This window comes from Streptomyces sp. CBMA29 (assembly GCF_014596445.1).
GTDB lineage: Bacteria > Actinomycetota > Actinomycetes > Streptomycetales > Streptomycetaceae > Actinacidiphila.
In genome coordinates this window covers 12,299-29,633 of record NZ_MECL01000077.1, presented here as the reverse complement: position 1 = coordinate 29,633, position 17,335 = coordinate 12,299, and the positions used below count along the sequence as shown (strand labels likewise).

General features: G+C 71.0%; 11 protein-coding genes and 2 pseudogenes. 12 read left to right on the top strand and 1 reads right to left on the bottom strand.

Annotated elements, in window-relative coordinates; translation table 11 throughout:
• Nucleotides 1-355: 355 nt before the first annotated feature.
• From casA to BGM09_RS11975, 8 genes and pseudogenes are all read left to right on the top strand, one after another.
• Nucleotides 356-4,301, top strand: a pseudogene (gene casA, locus BGM09_RS12005) (type I-E CRISPR-associated protein Cse1/CasA); the annotation flags it as partial.
• Nucleotides 4,247-4,762 (top strand): type I-E CRISPR-associated protein Cas6/Cse3/CasE, encoded by a 516-nt coding sequence (locus BGM09_RS12000; protein ID WP_411158293.1) that lies wholly within the window; start codon nucleotides 4,247-4,249, stop codon nucleotides 4,760-4,762. The pseudogene casA and the gene BGM09_RS12000, both read left to right, overlap by 55 nt.
• A gap of 3 nt (nucleotides 4,763-4,765) precedes the next feature.
• A pseudogene (cas1e, locus tag BGM09_RS37610) lies at nucleotides 4,766-5,408 on the top strand (type I-E CRISPR-associated endonuclease Cas1e); the annotation flags it as partial.
• Between the two features lie 988 nt (nucleotides 5,409-6,396).
• A complete protein-coding gene (locus BGM09_RS11995; RefSeq protein WP_188281503.1) occupies nucleotides 6,397-6,702 on the top strand; it encodes a hypothetical protein in 306 nt (101 codons plus the stop codon).
• A gap of 148 nt (nucleotides 6,703-6,850) precedes the next feature.
• Entirely contained in the window at nucleotides 6,851-7,978 is a 1,128-nt protein-coding gene (locus BGM09_RS11990; RefSeq protein ID WP_317452664.1) for a ribokinase, read from the top strand.
• 90 nt (nucleotides 7,979-8,068) lie between these two features.
• Nucleotides 8,069-9,106 (top strand): bifunctional MaoC family dehydratase N-terminal/OB-fold nucleic acid binding domain-containing protein, encoded by a 1,038-nt coding sequence (locus tag BGM09_RS11985; RefSeq protein ID WP_188281502.1) that lies wholly within the window; start codon nucleotides 8,069-8,071, stop codon nucleotides 9,104-9,106.
• Complete coding sequence (locus BGM09_RS11980) at nucleotides 9,103-9,504, top strand: MaoC/PaaZ C-terminal domain-containing protein (protein ID WP_188281501.1); 402 nt, start codon at nucleotides 9,103-9,105, stop codon at nucleotides 9,502-9,504. The genes BGM09_RS11985 and BGM09_RS11980 overlap by 4 nt, the downstream gene beginning before the upstream one ends.
• The gene (locus BGM09_RS11975; RefSeq protein ID WP_188281500.1) at nucleotides 9,501-10,694 is read left to right on the top strand and encodes a lipid-transfer protein; all 1,194 of its coding nucleotides are present in this window, start codon (nucleotides 9,501-9,503) and stop codon (nucleotides 10,692-10,694) included. Before BGM09_RS11980 ends, BGM09_RS11975 begins: the two co-directional genes overlap by 4 nt.
• A gap of 95 nt (nucleotides 10,695-10,789) precedes the next feature.
• On the opposite strand, the gene BGM09_RS11970 is transcribed toward BGM09_RS11975, so the two are convergent.
• A complete protein-coding gene (locus tag BGM09_RS11970; protein WP_188281499.1) occupies nucleotides 10,790-11,089 on the bottom strand; it encodes a hypothetical protein in 300 nt (99 codons plus the stop codon).
• A 387-nt stretch (nucleotides 11,090-11,476) separates the two neighbouring features.
• Here BGM09_RS11970 and BGM09_RS11965 point away from each other — a divergent pair, with 387 nt between their 5' ends.
• The 4 genes from BGM09_RS11965 (at nucleotide 11,477) to BGM09_RS11950 (ending at nucleotide 17,317) form a co-directional block, all read left to right on the top strand.
• A complete protein-coding gene (locus BGM09_RS11965) occupies nucleotides 11,477-12,622 on the top strand; it encodes a DUF1906 domain-containing protein (RefSeq protein ID WP_188281498.1) in 1,146 nt (381 codons plus the stop codon).
• A 457-nt stretch (nucleotides 12,623-13,079) separates the two neighbouring features.
• Nucleotides 13,080-13,604, top strand: coding sequence for a SigE family RNA polymerase sigma factor (locus BGM09_RS11960; protein WP_188281497.1), 525 nt, complete (start codon nucleotides 13,080-13,082; stop codon nucleotides 13,602-13,604).
• A 201-nt stretch (nucleotides 13,605-13,805) separates the two neighbouring features.
• Nucleotides 13,806-15,455 (top strand): long-chain fatty acid--CoA ligase, encoded by a 1,650-nt coding sequence (locus BGM09_RS11955; protein ID WP_188281496.1) that lies wholly within the window; start codon nucleotides 13,806-13,808, stop codon nucleotides 15,453-15,455.
• Between the two features lie 371 nt (nucleotides 15,456-15,826).
• The gene (locus tag BGM09_RS11950) at nucleotides 15,827-17,317 is read left to right on the top strand and encodes a recombinase family protein (RefSeq protein WP_188281495.1); all 1,491 of its coding nucleotides are present in this window, start codon (nucleotides 15,827-15,829) and stop codon (nucleotides 17,315-17,317) included.
• Nucleotides 17,318-17,335 lie beyond the last annotated feature (18 nt).

The following is a 17,335-nucleotide window of genomic DNA, read 5'->3' as shown; positions in this document are numbered from 1 at the left end:
CACGGGCGAGGTATGGCTCGACGCCAGAGACTGCTCCCCGCGCCCCGCGGGGCTGTTCCCAGCAGCGCCTTGCCCTTGGGCAGGGCGCGGATCTGCTCCCCGCCCGCGCGGGGCCGCCCGCCTCCTGGACGGGTGAGCGATGAGCGTATTTGACCGATTGGCGATCGCGGTCGATCGGTTGTTGTCACGTGCGGACTTTCGGTCTGTCGTCGGCAGGTCTTGTGGTCGAGTGCTGCCATGAGCGGCGAGTCACCCGCGGGGCGGGGGGGTGTTCGAAGGGGTTTCGGGGGCCGCGCGGAGTGCGTGGGGGAAGCATGATCGGGACACCGATGGGTGGCTGCCGTTGTGGCGGCACATGGCGGACAGTGGGGCTGTGGTCGGCCGGTTGTGGGATGGGTGGCTGCCGGGGAATGTGAAGGCGCTGGTGGGGGAGGCGCCGCCTGGAGGGGTGGAGGACGGGCGGCGGTTGGTGGGGTGGCTGGCCGGAGTGCATGACATCGGCAAGGCCACGCCGGCCTTCGCGTGTCAGGTCGATCCGCTCGCGCAGGCCGTGCGGGACCGCGGTCTCGACATGCCGTCGTTCGAACGGCTCAGGGAGGACCGCATGTTGGGGCCCCATGGGCTGGCCGGTCAGCTCTTGTTGGGTGAGTGGCTCGACGAGAGGCACGGGTGGTCCAACCGAGTCAGCGGACAGTTCGCCGTGGTGATCGGCGGCCACCATGGTGTGCCGCCAGGACATCAGCGCATTCACGACCTCGCGCTGCATCCCGAGCTGATACGTACGCGGGGGAAGAGCGCATCGCGTTGGAAGGCCGTGCAGTTCGAGCTCTTGGCCGCCTGCGCGGAGGTGGCGGGCCTGCGTGAGGACGACTTCAGTGCGTGGAAGTCGGTGAAGCTCTCCCAGCCGGTCCAGGTCACGCTGACCGCCATCGTGATTCTCGCGGACTGGATCGCCAGCTCGGCAGACCTGTTTCCTTACATCACGGCAGAGGGGACGCGGCGGTCGCAGTCGGAACGGTTGGAGGCGGCCTGGCTCGGCCTCGACCTCCCCGGTCCCTGGGAGCGGGACGAACCGGCAGGTACGGCAGCCGATGTGTTCGCCGTGCGCTTCGACCTACCGCAGGGCGCGGCCGTCCGTCCCGTGCAGGAGCAGGCGGTCGGCATCGCGCGGGAAATGGACCCGCACGGCCTGCTGATCATCGAAGCCCCCATGGGGGAGGGCAAGACGGAGGCGGCTCTCGCGGCGGCGGAAATCCTGGCCGCGCGCACCGGGGCGGGCGGTTGCATGATCGCACTGCCCACGCGGGCGACCGGCGACGCGATGTTCGGCCGGCTGATCGACTGGCTCGGCCGACTGCCGTCCGACGGGCCGCAGTCCGTCTTTCTCGCCCATGCCAAGTCCGCTCTCAACGACACCTGGGCGGGCGTCGCCAGCCGCAGCGCCCGCACGGTCGCTGCGGTCGATCTCGACGGCGGGGACGAGTTCGACGGTCCCAACACCCAGGAACGACGCCGTGCTTCCGGACTCCAGGCCCACCAGTGGCTACGCGGACGGAAGAAGGGGTCTGCTCGCGTCCTTCGCGGTGGGGACGATCGACCAGGTGTTGTTCGGCTCGTTGAAGAGTCGCCACCTGGCCCTGCGGCACCTCGCGCTGGCGGGCAAGGTCGTCGTGATCGACGAAGTCCACGCCTATGACGCCTACATGAGCACGTACCTGGAACGCGTGCTGGAATGGCTGGCCGCATACCGGGTTCCGGTCGTGCTGCTCTCGGCGACCTTGCCCGCCGGGCGCCGCCGGCCGCCGCCGGGCGCTCGCCGAAGCATATGCCGGTCACCCTGTGCCCGAGACCGACCGGTTCGGCGACACCGCCGCCGAAGCGTCCGCTTCCGCAGGGACGTATCCGCTGCTGACCGCGGTCTCGCCCGGCGGCCCCACCGTGGTCCGGCAGCCTCCCGCCGCCTCCGGGCGCCGCACCGACGTCCATGTTCAGCCGCTCGACGACGACTTGACCATTCTGGCCGACCGCTTGGAGGACGAACTCAGCCAAGGCGGTTGCGCGCTGGTCGTACGTAACACCGTCGACCGCGCGCAGGAAGCGGCGGGGCGGCTGCGGGAGCGCTTCGGAGAGGAGCGGGTCACGGTCGCCCACTCGCGCTTCGTCGCTGCCGACCGGGCCCGCAAAGACGTTGAGCTGCTCGACCGCTTCGGCCCCAAGAGCAGACGCCTCGAAGGCGCGCACATCGTCGTGGCGACCCAGGTCGTCGAGCAGTCACTCGACCTCGACTTCGATCTCCTGGTCACCGACCTTGCCCCGGTCGACCTGATATTGTAGCGGATGGGTCGGCTCCACCGGCACGACCGACCGCGCCCGCCTCGTCTCCGGGACGCGCGCTGCCTGATCACCGGCGTAGCCGACTGGGCACACGATCCGCCGGAGATCGCCCCGGCTCCGTCAAGGTCTACGACGGAGAACACCTGCTGCTGCGCTCGCTCGCCGTCCTCCGGCCGCACCTGGAAGGGCGCCCCTTGCGCCTACCCGAGGACATCAGCCCGCTCGTACAGGCGGCGTATGGCGATGATCCGCTCGGCCCGGACAGTTGGGCCGCGAAGATGGCGAAGGCCAGGGTCGCCTACCGCGCGCTTCTGGCCGAAAAGCGCGACCGGGCCGAGGCATTCCGGCTCGGTCCGGTACGCCGCGAGGGCCGGCCGATCATCGGCTGGATCGACGCCGGAGTCGGCGACGCCGACGACACCGCGGCAGGACGGGCCCAGGTGCGCGACACCGACGACACGCTCGAAGTTCTCGTGATCCAGAGGCGAAGCGACGGAACACTGACCACTTTGCCGTGGCTGGACAAGGCAAGGGGCGGACTCGACCTGCCCGAGCACGCCGTACCGCAGGGGAGAGCGGCCCGCGCCGCCGCCGCGAGCGCGCTGAACCTCCCTTGGCACTTCTCCAAGCCCTGGGTGATCGACCGGACGATCCGCGAGCTGGAGGAATTCTGTCCTGCGGCCTGGCAGGTGAAGGAAAGCCCCTGGCTGGCGGGGGAGTTGTTCCTGGTTCTCGACGAGGACCGCCGAGCCCGGCTGGCCGGTGCCGAGGTCCGCTACAGCCCGTCCGACGGGCTTCTCGTGGTGCCGGAAGGTGCCCACGGCGTAAGGGTGGTGGAGGGAGTGCCCTCATTCGACCTGGTGTCCCGGCCGTGGATTCCCGTGCAGCGGCTGGACGGGAGGACGGACGAGATGTCCCTGCGCGACGTCTTCGCCGAGGCTGCCGGGCTGCGGCGGATCGTCGGCGACGTACCGACGCAGGAGTTCGCGCTTCTCCGACTGCTGCTCGCCGTTCTGCACGACGCCGTGGACGGTCCGCGAGAGATCGAGGACTGGGGCGAACTGTGGGAGTCCGAGGAGCCCTTCGCCGTCGTACCGGACTATCTCGACCGACATCGTGACCGATTCGATCTGCTCCATCCCACGCAGCCGTTCCTTCAAGTCGCCGGTCTGCGGACGGAGAAGAACGACATCGGCCCACTGAGCAGAATCGTCGCCGACGTACCCAACGGCGATCCCTTCTTCAGCATGCGTCAACCCGGTCCCGAGCGGCTCGGATTCGCCGAGGCGGCGCGCTGGCTCGTGCACACGCACGCCTTCGACACGTCTGGGATCAAATCGGGAGCCGTTGACGATCCGAGGACGAAAGGCGGCAAGGGCTACCCGTCAGGTGCTCTGGGCGTCGGTTGGGCCGGCAACCTCGGCGGCGTCTTCGCCGAAGGCGACACCCTCAAGGAAACCCTGCTGCTCAATCTGATCTCTGCGGACAACGACTTCCTCCAGGTCCACACGGACGACAGGCCCGTATGGCGCCGACCTCCCCTCGGCCCGCAGCCGATCGCGGCGGACCCCGACGACCCCCGCCCGTCCGGCCCTCGCGACCTCTACACCTGGCAGAGCCGACGCATCCGTCTGCACCACGGCGACGGCGAGGTGACGGGTGTCGTCCTCTGCTACGGCGACCCCTTCGCCGTACGCAACCGGCATCGGCGCGAACCCATGACCGCCTGGCGCGACAGTCCGACTCAGGCGAAGAAGTGGGGTGAGCATCAAGTCTTCATGCCGAGCCAGCACGACCCGAGCCGTGCCGCGTGGCGCGGCCTCGCCGCTCTTCTCAGTGACAAGGGCCAGGGGAGGGAAGGCGCCGAGCAACGCCAGCGAGCAGAGCGCACTCTGCCGCCCGGAGTCGTCCAGTGGCTCGCCCGGCTCACGTACGAGGAGTATCTGCCGCAACTCGGCCTGCTGCGCACCGCCGCGCGTTGCTCGGTTCGCCGCACCGGATGCACGCCGCTGTCGCAATGGCGTTCCCCGAACTGCCCACGCGAGACGGCTCCGGACCGCGTGTGCTGTGGCGCGTCGACCGCAACTCGGCCGCCGAAGTAGTGCTGTTCGTCGTCAGCCCCACCCGTCCTGACCTGACGCATCTGGTGGAACAGGCCGGCTGGCCCGCCGCCTCGGACACACCGGGCTGGCAGACGTACGACTACGGGGCCTTCCTCGACCGGCTGTCCGTCGGGAGTACGTGGACCTTCCGCCTCACCGCCAACCCCGTGAACTCCATCCGCCGTACCGTCTCCCTCACCTCGGTCACGTACGACGGCCGGCTCACGGTGACCGACCCGGAAGCGCTGCGCCGCACCCTCACCCAGGGTCTGGGCAAGGCGAAGGCGTACGGGTGCGGGTTGATGACCCTCGCTCCGGTGGGCTGACCGATGAGCACGGTCGGCAGGCGCGCCGCCGCCACGCCTCGCGAACTCGCCCGTATCGGGGACCGGTTGTCCTTCATCTACCTGGAACGGTGCGTCGTCCACCGTGACGACAACGCCATCACGGCCGAGGATGCCGACGGCGTGACACACATCCCGTCCGCCACGATCGGCACGCTGTCTCGGTCCCGGCACGCGTATCACTCACCAGGCGATGAGCGTCCTCGGCGACTGCGGGGCGGGCGTCGTCTGGGTCGGGGAACACGGAGTCCGCTTCTACGCGGGCGGGCGCGCTCTGACCCGCTCCTCCGGGCTGGTCGAGGCCCAGGCACTTGCGTGGGCGAACCCGCGGCGACGGCTGGACGTCGCCCGTGCGATGTACCGGCTGCGATTCCCCGACGAGGACCCGGCGGGCAAGACCCGCCAGGAACTCCTCGGCATGGAGGGACGCCGCCTGCGCCAGTGCTACCGAGCCGAATCAGAGCGCACCGGCGTCCCGTGGCGCCGCCGTGAGTACCACCGGGACGACTTCGCGGCCGGCGACCCGCCCAACCAGGGTGTCACCGCCACCGCTCAGTGCATGTACGGCATCGCGCACGCCGTCGTCGCCGCCCTCGGCTGCTCGCCGGGCCTCGGATTCGTGCACTCGGCCGATCGACCACGAGGGCCTCACCCTCATCCACCGCCCCCACCCCGGCCGCCGTTCCCCCTCCTCCCCACCCGCCACCGGTTGGAGCAAGGCAGCGAAGCGCCGCCGCTTCGGCGGTGGACGCTGAGGGTGCGCGATGCGGCGTCGCAAGGCCCGCGCCTTGCCGTGCGCGGCGCGGGAATGAAGGGGGGACATCGAGGCGATATGTCCGAATCTCTCAACCTAAGTAAAATCCAGTGCCGGCCGTTCCAAAGCACCAGGCCAAGCACGTGCTCCCCGCGCCTGCGGGGCTGTTCCCTCCGGCACCGTCAAACCCTTCGCTGCGCTGCTGTGCTCCCCGCGCCCGCGGGGGTTGTTGCTCGGGTGGGAGGGTGTTGGTTCTGCGCCCGCGGCGCAGTTGTGCGTGGGGTCAGCCTGTGGTCGGGACGTTGGCTTCTTGAGAGGAGGGGCCAGCCTTTTTGGCAGGTCAAAGACGGGGCGAGTCTGTGTGGCTGAGCGGTCTTGAAAGCGTCGTGGCGGCGATGTCACCGTGGGTTCACATCCCACAGCCTCCGCGCTAGCGGAGAACGTACAGGTGGGGCCGGTGTCGATTCAATCGGGACCCGGCCCCACCTTTTCTGCGTCCCGCGCCTGTGCGACCGGTGCGTGTGGGTCGGGTACGTCAGGGAGAGGGTGGGGGAAAATGGCTGAAAAGGGGCAGGAACGTTTTGGCGTATGGGGGGACTGGGGGGTGGAGGGGGGCGCGGGGTGGGGTGGGGAAAAAGGGGGGGATGGGGGTTTGTCGACAGATCGTCACGCTTGCGGGGGAAAAGAGGGGGAGGGGTGGGTTCGGGAGGGGTGGGGTGGGCAACTCTGGTCTCGGCGACGCCGCTCGAAGAAGCAAGACGGCACCGCGGTCGGCCAACCGTGGTGCTCCGGATCGGACCGGACTTCCACAAGTCCGGACAGTTCAACTAGTCCCGCAACATGTCCCCTTGGAGGGAACACCATGGCAAGCATCCGTACCGTCCGTGCCCTGGCCGCCGTTGCCGCACTGCCGCTGGCGGCCGTGCTGTTCGCCGGCACGGCCTCGGCAGACGACGGCGCGTTCGCGGGTGGCCACTCGAACGCGACGGTGGTGAGCAACTCCGGCGGCAACGTGGGGGGTGGCAACTTCGGCAATGTGACGACGACGCAGCAGGCGGCCACCGGGGCCGGGGCGTCGAACCAGAACAACACGGCGAGCGTGGCCGGTTCCGGCTTCACCGCCATCCACCAGGACAACGTCAGCATCCACTTCTCGCAGCTCTGGTGACCCGCGGCGGGGGTTCGGCGGCGGCGTGAGGGGGCGCCCCGCCACTCCTGACCGGTGACGCGTACGCGCGGCGGCACGCCATGTGCCGCCGCGCGCACGCGTTCCACGGCAGGATGATCGAAGCGGGGAACGGCGAGGACGGTGAACGGTGGGCAGGAGTACGGCGGACGGTGTGACGCTGCTGGTGGTGGGGTCGGCCAACGCCGACCTGGTGGTCAGGGTCGACCGCCACCCGGCGCCCGGCGAGACGGTGCTCGGTACGTCGGGCGTGGCCGTGCACGCGGGCGGCAAGGGCGCCAACCAGGCGGTCGCCGCAGGCCGGTTGGGCGCGCGGGTGGGTTTCTGCGGGCGGGTCGGGGCGGACGCGTACGGGGAACGGCTCGCCGCCGAACTGCGGTCCGCCGCCGTGGACACGACCGCGCTCGGCACCGAGAAGACGGTGCCCACCGGCATCGCGCTCATCACGGTCGCGGCCGACGGCGAGAACGCGATCGTGGTCGTACCGGGCGCCAACACCGCGCTGACGGCGGCCGAAGTGACCGCCGCGGTCGGGCCCGCGGTGCGCGTGGTGTCCGCGCAGTGCGAGGTTCCGATGGACGCGGTACGCGCCGCCGCCCGCGCGGCCGGGCGGCACGGCGCCCGCCTGGTGCTCAACCCCTCACCGCCCGAGGCCGTCAGGGACGACCCCGAGGCGGGTCAACTTCTCGCGTGCGCCGACCCGTTGGTGGTCAACGAGCACGAGATGCGCGTCCTGCTCGGCGCGGCGTCCGCGGCGGAGGCCGACCCGCGGGACCTGCTCCGGCTCGGTGTCCGGTCCGCCGTCGTGACCTTGGGCGGCGCGGGCGTGACCATCGTCGAGCGCGAGGCCGTACGCGGGGACATACGCCAGGACGTGCGCGAGGACGGAACTGCCGACCGACCTGCGGGCGTACGCGAGAACGTACGCGCGGACGCGGAGCCACCTCGCGGGCGTACGACGCGGCTGCCCGCCGTCCCGGTCGAGGTGGTCGACACGACCGGTGCTGGCGACGCCTTCACCGGGGCGCTGGCCTGGCGGCTGGCGGAGGGGGACGGGCTGGTCGAGGCGGCGGGCTGGGCGGTGCGCGTCGGGGCGGCGGCGGTCGGCGAATCCGGTGCCCAACTTTCGTCCACAGCCTGTGGAAAACTTCTGGCCGAGAGTGAGGGAGGTCGCGGGCCGGGCGGGAATCCCGTGCAGGAATCCGCCCCCGACTCCGGGTCCGCCCCCGCGCCCGGCGCGGAAAGGCCCCCGGCCTGAACTCGCCACCCCCGCACGCCCATTGACAACAGCGGCCCTCCCGACCGAATCTGACGAACAGTCAGATTGTCGAGGGAGGGCGGCACCGCCATGGACGGATCGGACGGAACGGCGGAAAACGACCCGCTCCACGCCGAGTTGCGCTGCTACGAAGGCACCCCGGCCGCCACGGGCGGCATCGGCAAGGACCCCGTCAACGCCCCGATGATCCGCCACTGGTGCGAAGCCCTCGGCCACCCCGTACCCCCCGACGGCGCCGCGCCCGCCACCATGCTCCAGGTGTGGACGATGGGCGGGCTGTCCGGTCACGAAGGACGCACCCCCGGCTACGACGACCTGCTCGGACGGCTGGACGAGGCCGGTTACGCGGCCGTCGTCGCGACCGACTGCGAGCAGGAGTACGCGGCGCCGCTGCGGCCGGGCCAGCGGATCACCTTCGACGCGGTCGTCGAATCCGTCTCGCCGCGCAAGTCCACGAAGCTCGGGGCCGGTTACTTCGTCACCACCCGCACCGAGGTCCGCGCCGACGGCGTACTCGCGGGCACCCACCGCTTCCGCATCCTCAAGTACGCACCCACGCAGGCCACTTCGGTGCGCGACCAGGCCCCCGCCCCCGCCCCCGCACGTACGAAATCCGCGACCCGCCCGCGCCCGGTCGTCAACAGCGACAACGCTCCCTACTGGCGGGCCATCCGCGAGGACCGCCGACTCCTCATCCAGCGCTGCACCGGCTGCGGCGCCCTGCGCCTGCCGTGGCTCCCCGGCTGCAACGCCTGCGGCTCCCCCGACTGGGACACCGTCCCCGCCTCCGGCACCGGCACCGTCTTCTCGTACGTGGTGATGCACCACCCGCCGTTCCCGGCCTTCGACCCGCCGTACTCGGTCGCGCTCGTCGAACTGGCCGAAGGCGTAAGGCTGTTGGGGAACGTCATCGGTGTGCCGTACGACAAGGTCCGGATCGGCGCGCCCGTCGTGCTCGACTTCCTGGACGCGGACGACGACCTCACTGTGCCGGCCTTCCGCGCCGTCGACACGGAACCCGTCCCCCCGGAACCTGCCGGTACGGGACCTGCCGACACGGAACCCGCCAGCACGGTCACCACCCCTGAAGCGGAGGCTCCCGCATGACCGCCGTCGGCGACACTCTCCCGCCCCGCCGTATCGACGTCACCCGCACGCTCGTCGTCGCCGGGGCGCTGGCCACCCGCGACTTCCAGGACGTGCACCACGACCCCGAACTCGCCCGCGCCAAAGGCTCACCCGACATCTTCATGAACATCCTCACCACGAACGGCCTGGTCGGCGGCTATGTGGCCGCGCACTTCGGCCCCGACGCGGTGACGAAGGCGGTACGCATCCGACTTGGTGCGCCCAACTACCCCGGAGACACGATGGAGTTGACAGGTACGGTCACGGCGCTCGCGGGCCGGACGGCGACCGTCGAGGTGGTGGGCGTGAACGCGCTGGGCCGGCACGTCACCGGCACGGTCACCGTGGAGATCCCCCAACACCCGGAGGGATCATGAGCGTTCGGCGGCGGGACGCGCTCGGCGGGCGGGCGGCCGTCGTCGGGATCGGGGCGACGGAGTTCTCGAAGGACTCCGGGCGCAGTGAGTTGAAGCTGGCCGTCGAGGCGGTGCGGGCGGCGCTGGACGACGCGGGGCTGACGCCCGGGGACGTCGACGGCATGGTGACGTTCACGATGGACACCAGTCCCGAGATCACGGTGGCGCAGGCGGCCGGAGTCGGCGAGCTGTCCTTCTTCTCGCGCGTCCACTACGGCGGCGGCGCGGCGTGCGCGACGGTGCAGCAGGCCGCGATGGCGGTGGCGACCGGGATCGCGGACGTGGTGGTCTGCTACCGGGCGTTCAACGAACGCTCCGGCCGCCGCTTCGGCTCGGGCGTCCTCGGGCGCGAGCCGTCCGCGGAAGGGGCGGCGCTCGGCGTCAACCTGCCGCCCGGTCTGCTCACCCCCGCCTCGTGGGTCGCAATGTCGGCAAACCGATATTTGTCCGTCTACGGACTGGAACCATCGGTTTTCGGCCATGTCGCGGTCGCCGACCGCAGGCACGCGGCGAACAATCCGGCCGCGTACTTCCACGGCCGCCCGATCACCCTCGCCGACCACGCCGCCTCGCGCTGGATCGTCGAGCCGCTGCGGCTGCTCGACTGCTGCCAGGAGACCGACGGCGGCCAGGCGATCGTCGTCACCTCCGCGGAACGCGCCCGCGACCTGCGGCACGCCCCCGCCGTCGTCACGGCCGCCGCGCAGGGTGCGGGCCGCGCGCAGGAGCAGATGACCAGCTACTACCGGGACGCCGACGACCTCGCCCGGCTGCCCGAAATGGGCGTGGTGGCACGGCAGTTGTGGCGCACGAGCGGCCTCGGCCCGGCCGCCGTCGACGTGGCGGTGCTTTACGACCACTTCACGCCGTTCGTGCTCATGCAGTTGGAGGAGTTCGGCTTCTGCGGCCCCGGCGAGGCGGCGGACTTCGCCGCGGACGGCGGCCTGGAGATCGGCGGCCGCCTCCCGGTCAACACCCACGGCGGCCAGCTCGGCGAAGCGTATCTGCACGGCATGAACGGCATCGCGGAAGCCGTTCGCCAGGTGCGCGGCAGCAGCGTCAACCAGGTCGCCTCCGTCAGCCACGCCCTCGTCACGGCCGGCACCGGCGTTCCCACCTCGGGCCTGATCCTGTCGGCGGACGGGGCCTGAGGCGGGCGCGGGGTTCGAGACGGGCGCGGGGCCTGGGGCACCGGGCCCCCGGAGGGAAGGGCGGCGGCCGGCCGGTTCAGGCCGTCGGAATCGTGTCAGGCCGTCGGAATCGCGCGGGTCGGGCAGTAGTCGGGATTCGGCGCGTTGAACCAGGCGTCGCCGCTGAACGCGTTGTACCGACAGGACAGCTCGGCGTGCGGGCTGTAGCTGCACACCAGCCAGCCCTGCCCGTACGTCCACACGTACAGACCGTGCGCGCCGTCGTTGAGGAAGGAGGGGCACATGTACGGGGTGGGCGGGGTCGACGCCTGGGCGGACGGGGCGGTGCCTGCGGCAAGCCCTGCGGCGGCCAGCGCCACGGCGACGCCCGCGGCGGCGATACGAGCACGGAGCACGAGAAGGTCCTCCCTACGGGGCCACGCGGTCGACGCCGAAGCGGCCCCTCCCGCGCGGGTGCAAATAGCGACGGGATGACCGTAGCAATCCGACGCCATCATGCAAATAACCCATGCACTACGGTAATTCGCGTATCAGGGCCGCGTGCGGTCGGCGTATCCGAGTGCCGGGGAGCGCGCACACGCCACCGCGCGCGGTGGCCTGGTCAGCAGGTCCGGGACGGGCCAGGGGCAGGCCCGGGGCGGGTTCGGCCTCAGGTCCGGCGCCGGGCTCGGCGGGACCGCCGCGGCGGCAGTGCCCGCCGCCCGAGCGGTTCGGGGCCCGTACGGCCCGACCCGGCGGCGTGTCTCCGCCAGCGCGGGCCGCCCGCCGCGTTGACTCGGCGAATGACCGAAACAAGTAGGTTTATCCGTTACGCGCACCGCGTGCGCCGTACGCGCCGCACTCGTTACGTCCTCGCCGCCGCGCTGACGCTGACCGGTCTGCTGTTTCCCGCGGTGTCGGCCGTCGCCGACAGCGACATCCCGGTGGCCAGCGCGGGCCCCGCGAGCGCGGGGGCAGCGGCGGCCGACGGGAACATCGACCCCGTCGACACCAGGACGGACCCGGCCGGCTGGATCGCGGACGCCGAAGCCCAAGCCGCGGACGCCGAAGCTCAGGCCCAGGCATCGGACGACGGCCAGGCCACCGACGACGGCCAGGTTCCGTATGACGCCCAAGCCCCCGACGAGACCGGGTTCCCCGGCGCCGACGACGCGTCCGACGACGCGTCCGACGACGCCGCCGCCTTCCCCGAGGACGCCGCCGTCGCCCCGCGCGTCTTCAAGGGCCGCGGCTTCGACACCTGCCAGGCCCCCGACCTCGCCACCATGCGCGCCTGGCGCGCCTCCTCCCCGTACCGCGCCGTCGGCGTCTACTTCGGCGGCCGGGCCCGCGCCTGCAAGACGCAGCGCAATCTGACGAGTAACTGGGTACGGCAGACCAACGCGGCGGGCTGGAGCCTGCTGCCGATCTACGTCGGTTCGCAGAGCCCCTGCGTGACAGGGTCTAACAAGAACCCCTTCCGCATCGACCCCCAGCGGGCGACGGCCCAGGGCACGAGCGAGGGCGCGGACGCGGCGAAGGCCGCGGGCGCGCTCGGAATGAAGCGCGGCAGCGCGCTGTACCTCGACATGGAGGCGTACGACGCCAGGAAGGCGAGCTGCGCGAACGCGACGCTGTCCTTCGTGCGCGCCTGGGACCGCCAGGTGCGGGCGCGCGGCTATCTGCCCGGCTTCTACAGCAGCGCCGACTCCGGCATCGCGCACATGGAGAAGGCGCGCAGGGCGGGCACGGCCGACCTCCCGGGCGCCATTTGGTACGCCCGTTGGGGCGTCGCCCCCACCCTCACCGCCGAACCGGTCCTGCGCCCCTCCGCCTGGGCCTCGCACAGCCGCATCCACCAGTACACGGGCGCCGTCACCGAGACGTACGGCGGTCACAAGCTGTCGATCGACCGCGACCTGATCGACGCGCCCGTCGCCAAGCTCTGAGCGCCCAGTCCTGAGCGTCCGGTCCTGAGCGCTCAGTTCTGACGCCGGTCCGAGGCCGGTCCGAGCTTCCAGGGCGCTCGGACCGCGCTCATGTGCGACCTGGGGCTGACGTAGAGGTCGTACGGGGCTGACCTGGGGATGACACCGGGGCCGCCACAGGGTGGACGTCAGGGCCGATCCCCGGCGCGGCCTGTGGGCGGCCCCGGCCCGCGCGCGTACGGCGGCGGTCCGCCCGTACGGCCGCCAGGGCAACGCCCGTACGGCGGCCACGGGCCCGCTCAGGGACCGGGTTCGCCCGCCGAACCCCGCCTTTCTCCGGAGGAACCCCTGCGGGACCCCGACCCCCGGCTCCCCCCTCGGGGGGTGGGGACAACCCCCGTCCTACGACCTGAGAGTGATCCCGCTTCGGCACCTGCGGCCGATCCGCCACGGGTATGCCGGCTCCTAACGTGAAGCCATGACCACGCCTGTGTGCACCAGCGCCAATACGACGCAGTTCACGGCCTACGTCCGGACCAAGGGCCCGACGCTGCTGCGCACCGCGCGCTCCCTGACCCCCAACCCTTCCGACGCCGAGGACCTGCTCCAGACCGCCCTGACCAAGACCTATCTCGCCTGGGACCGGATCGACGACCACCGGGCCGTCGACGGATACGTACGCCGTACGCTCGTCAACACGCGCACCTCGCAGTGGCGCAAGCGCAAGGTCGACGAGTTCAGCACCGACGAGGTGCCGGAGCCCGCCGCGACCGGCGCCCCCGACCTCACCGAGCAGCAGGCCCAGCGGGACGCGCTGCTGCGCGCGGTCGGTCGGCTGCCGCCGCGGCAGCGGGCCATGGTCGTCCTGCGGTACTACGAGGACATGAGCGAAGTGCAGACGGCGGAGGCGCTGGGCGTCTCGGTCGGCACGGTGAAGAGCGCGGTCTCCCGCGCCCTCGGCAAGCTGCGCGACGATCCGGAGCTGGAGCTGTGCGTCGCCTAGGGCGGGCGCCGCATACGCCTCACCGCGTACAGGCTCCTCCGACACGTGCCACGCCGTCCGGCGGACCGCGCCCAGGGCCCCTCGACCGCCGGGCCGCACGGAACGAACCGGTGGCAATACCGCGCGGGGTAGTGACGTACCGATCGGTATGCACGCAGAATCGCGAGGACATTACCCTCGCGTAGCCGCCGGAGGCCCCCTGTGCTGAGCACGATGCAGGACGTACCGCTGACCGTCACCCGCATCCTGCTCCATGGGACGCTGGTCCACGGGAAGTCGCAGGTCACGACCTGGACCGGGGAGGGCGAGCCGCAGCGCCGCTCCTTCCGCGAGGTCGGTCTGCGCGCCGTCCGGCTCGCCAACGCGCTGCGTGACGGGCTCGGGGTCGCCGAGGGCGACCGGGTCGGGACCCTCATGTGGAACAACGCCGAGCACCTGGAGGCGTACCTCGCGATCCCCGCCATGGGCTCGATCCTGCACACCCTCAACCTCCGGCTGCCCGTCGAGCAGCTCACCTGGATCATCGACCACGCCGCCGACCGCGTGATCCTCGTCAACGGCTCGCTGCTCCCGCTGCTCGCGCCCCTGCTGCCGCGACTCGACTCGGTCGAGCACGTCGTCGTGGTCGGCCCCGGCGACCGCTCGGTGCTGGACGGCGTACGTCCCTCCGTACACGACTACGAGGAGCTGCTGGACGGGCGGCCGACCACGTACGCCTGGCCGGAGCTGGACGAACGCACCGCCGCGGCCATGTGCTACACCTCCGGCACCACCGGCGACCCCAAGGGCGTCGTCTTCTCGCACCGGTCGATCTACCTGCACTCCATGCAGGTCAACTCCACCGAGTCGATGGGGCTCAGCTCGCACGACACCTCGCTGCCCGTGGTGCCGATGTTCCACGTCAACGCGTGGGGGCTGCCGCACGCCGCCTTCATGTCCGGCATCAACCTGCTGATGCCGGACCGTTTCCTCCAGCCCGGCCCGCTGGCCGAGATGATCGAGAGCCAGCGCCCCACGCACGCCGCCGCCGTCCCCACCATCTGGCAGGGGCTGCTCGCCGAACTCACCGCCAAGCCGCGTGACATCACCTCGCTCAAGCAGGTCACCATCGGCGGCTCGGCCTGCCCGCCCGCCCTGATGAAGGCGTTCGACGAGCAGCTCGGCGTACGCCTGTGCCACGCCTGGGGCATGACGGAGACGTCGCCGCTGGGCACGGTCGCGCAGCCGCCCGCCGGGGTCACCCCCGAGGAGGAGTGGGCCTACCGGATCACCCAGGGCCGCTTCCCCGCCTCCGTCGAAGCCCGGCTGATCGGCCCCGACGGCTCCGTCCAGCCGTGGGACGGCGAGTCCGCCGGTGAGCTGGAGGTCCGCGGGCCCTGGATCGCCGCCGCCTACTACGGCGGCGTCGGCGAGGAACCGCTGCGGCCCGAGGACAAGTTCAGCCCCGACGGGTGGCTGCGCACCGGCGACGTCGGCGTCATCTCGGACGACGGTTTCCTCACCCTCACCGACCGGTCCAAGGACGTCATCAAGTCCGGCGGTGAGTGGATCTCCTCCGTCGACCTGGAGAACCACCTCATGGCCCACCCGGACGTCGCCGAGGCCGCCGTCGTCGCCGTCCCCGACGAGCGCTGGGGCGAGCGCCCGCTCGCCACCGTCGTCCTGCGCGAAGGCGCCACCGCCGACTACGCCGCCCTGCACGACTTCCTCGCCGGGCGCGTCGCGCGCTGGCAGATCCCCGAGCGCTGGGCGATTGTTCCGGCGGTGCCGAAGACGAGCGTGGGCAAATTCGACAAGAAGGTCATTCGCAAGGCGTTCGCCGAGGGCGAGTTGGACGTCACGCAGCTCTGAGGGTGCCCCCTCGGGGGCGCCGATCTTTCGGGGGCGCTGGGGGCACCTCCCAGCGGTAGCTGGGGGAGGAACTGCGCGGCTGGCCACGACGGTGGCGCGGGTGAAGAACCGGCCCCGGTGGGGCAGTTGCTGTGGGTTTTCGGGCCGTAGGCCCGGTGGGGGCGGGCCGCGCAGTTCCCCGGAGGGGCTTCCTCAAAACGCACGTGACGTGCGGGAGGGGTAGGCGGACCATGGAGAGCATGTACGCGACGACTATTGCTGGCGATGACGGCGGCGGGGGCCGTGCGGGCGGGCGTGGTCGGGGTCGGGGTCGGAGGGCGCGGATTCCGGCGGGGCCGGTGACGGCTTATGACGGATGTGGGAAGTGTCTGGTGGCTGTGCGCAGGCTCAGCCGGAAGAAGGACGCGACGTCATCGCCGGAGAAGCAGGAGGCTCAGGATCTCAAGGCGGCGGCGAGTGTCGGTGGTCACATCATCGCTTGGGCGGACGACTGGGAGGTGTCGGGGGCCACGGACCCGATGACCCGTCCGGGTTTGGGGCCGTGGCTGCGAGGTGAGATGGGGCAGTATTCGGGCATTGTCGGCCCGAGTGTGGACCGGATCGGCCGCAATCAGCGGTGTGTGCTGAACACCGCGCACTTGATCCACAGGCAGAAAAAGCTGTTGGTGACGGACGGGCACGACGGCCCGTGGAACTTGGACGACTCAGCCGACGAGGTACGTCTTTCCATCGACTCTCTCGGTGCCCAGATGGAGCATCGGGCCATGCAGAAGCGCAATCGGGATGGGGCTGTGACGGCCCGGAGCATGGGGAAGCCCAACAACGCGCCGTCGTACGGCTTTCAGTACGTGCGCCTGGTTCCCATGGGCAGGGTCGATCATGTGGAGTTGCACGAGGGGGCGGCGGAGACGGCCCGTGATGTGGCGAACCGGCTGTTGGCCGATGAGACGGGAAAGATCACGCCGTATACGGAGGCGGCGCGGCTGACGAGGGCAGGGGTGCTGTCGCCGTCCGATCACATGGCGGTGATGTACGGCAGGGAGCCGGAGGGCATTCCGTGGTCGGCGAAGTCGCTGATCTACGTTCTGACCAATGAGGCATCTCTGGGGTACCTCACGCACCAGGGGCGCCCGGTGCTGGACGAGCGGACCGGTCAGCCGGTGCGGTTGTGCGAGGGACTGTGGGACCGGCCCACCAGGGACCGGCTGGTGGAGAAGTGCAAGCCCGTGAACCCGCAGGCGCCTACGGAGCCGCGTGCGCCGAAGGGGACGCGGCTCGGGTCGAAGCTGGGCACGTGCGGGAACTGCGGGCATGGCGTGACTGTGGGCAGCCGTGGCAAGGACGGGGCGTCCTATCGGTGCACTGGTAGGGCGAAGGGCGTCAAAGGGTCGGAGGGCTGCGCGCCAGCACCGTCGATCAAGCTCAGCATGGCGGACGAGCTGATCACCGAGTGGTTCCTGTCGCAGTACGGTTCCGGTGAGATCGTGGAGAAGGTGTGGGACCCCGGCAGCGGGCACGGGTCGCGGATCGCAGAGCTGAAGGCGGACCGGGCGCGGTTGCGCGCGGACCGGATGGCGGGTCTGTACGACGACGAGGACGACGCCGAGTGGTACCAAGCTCAGTACACCCGCATCGGAAAGGAACTCAAGGACTTGCGGGCGCTCCCGGACCGTCCCGCAGGCATGCGGATGGTGCCCACCGGCAAGACCGTCGCCCAGGCATGGGCCGAAGCCCCGGACGACGCCGCACGGCGTGAACTACTGGCCACCTACGACGTGCGTTTCACGCTGTTCCCCCAGGGCGCGAAGGAACGGCTCACGATCACGGGCATGGACATGTATGCCGTGGCTCTGGCCGCCTAACGGCCCCGCACTACACGG

Bases quoted from the DNA above. Each gene is read 5' to 3' on its own strand.
- BGM09_RS11980 (WP_188281501.1), top strand. From the start codon at position 9,103: ATGACCGCCGTCGGCGACACTCTCCCGCCCCGCCGTATCGACGTCACC.
- BGM09_RS11985 (WP_188281502.1), top strand. From the start codon at position 8,069: ATGGACGGATCGGACGGAACGGCGGAAAACGACCCGCTCCACGCCGAG.
- BGM09_RS11960 (WP_188281497.1), top strand. From the start codon at position 13,080: ATGACCACGCCTGTGTGCACCAGCGCCAATACGACGCAGTTCACGGCC.
- BGM09_RS11975 (WP_188281500.1), top strand. From the start codon at position 9,501: ATGAGCGTTCGGCGGCGGGACGCGCTCGGCGGGCGGGCGGCCGTCGTC.
- BGM09_RS11995 (WP_188281503.1), top strand. From the start codon at position 6,397: ATGGCAAGCATCCGTACCGTCCGTGCCCTGGCCGCCGTTGCCGCACTG.
- BGM09_RS11965 (WP_188281498.1), top strand. From the start codon at position 11,477: ATGACCGAAACAAGTAGGTTTATCCGTTACGCGCACCGCGTGCGCCGT.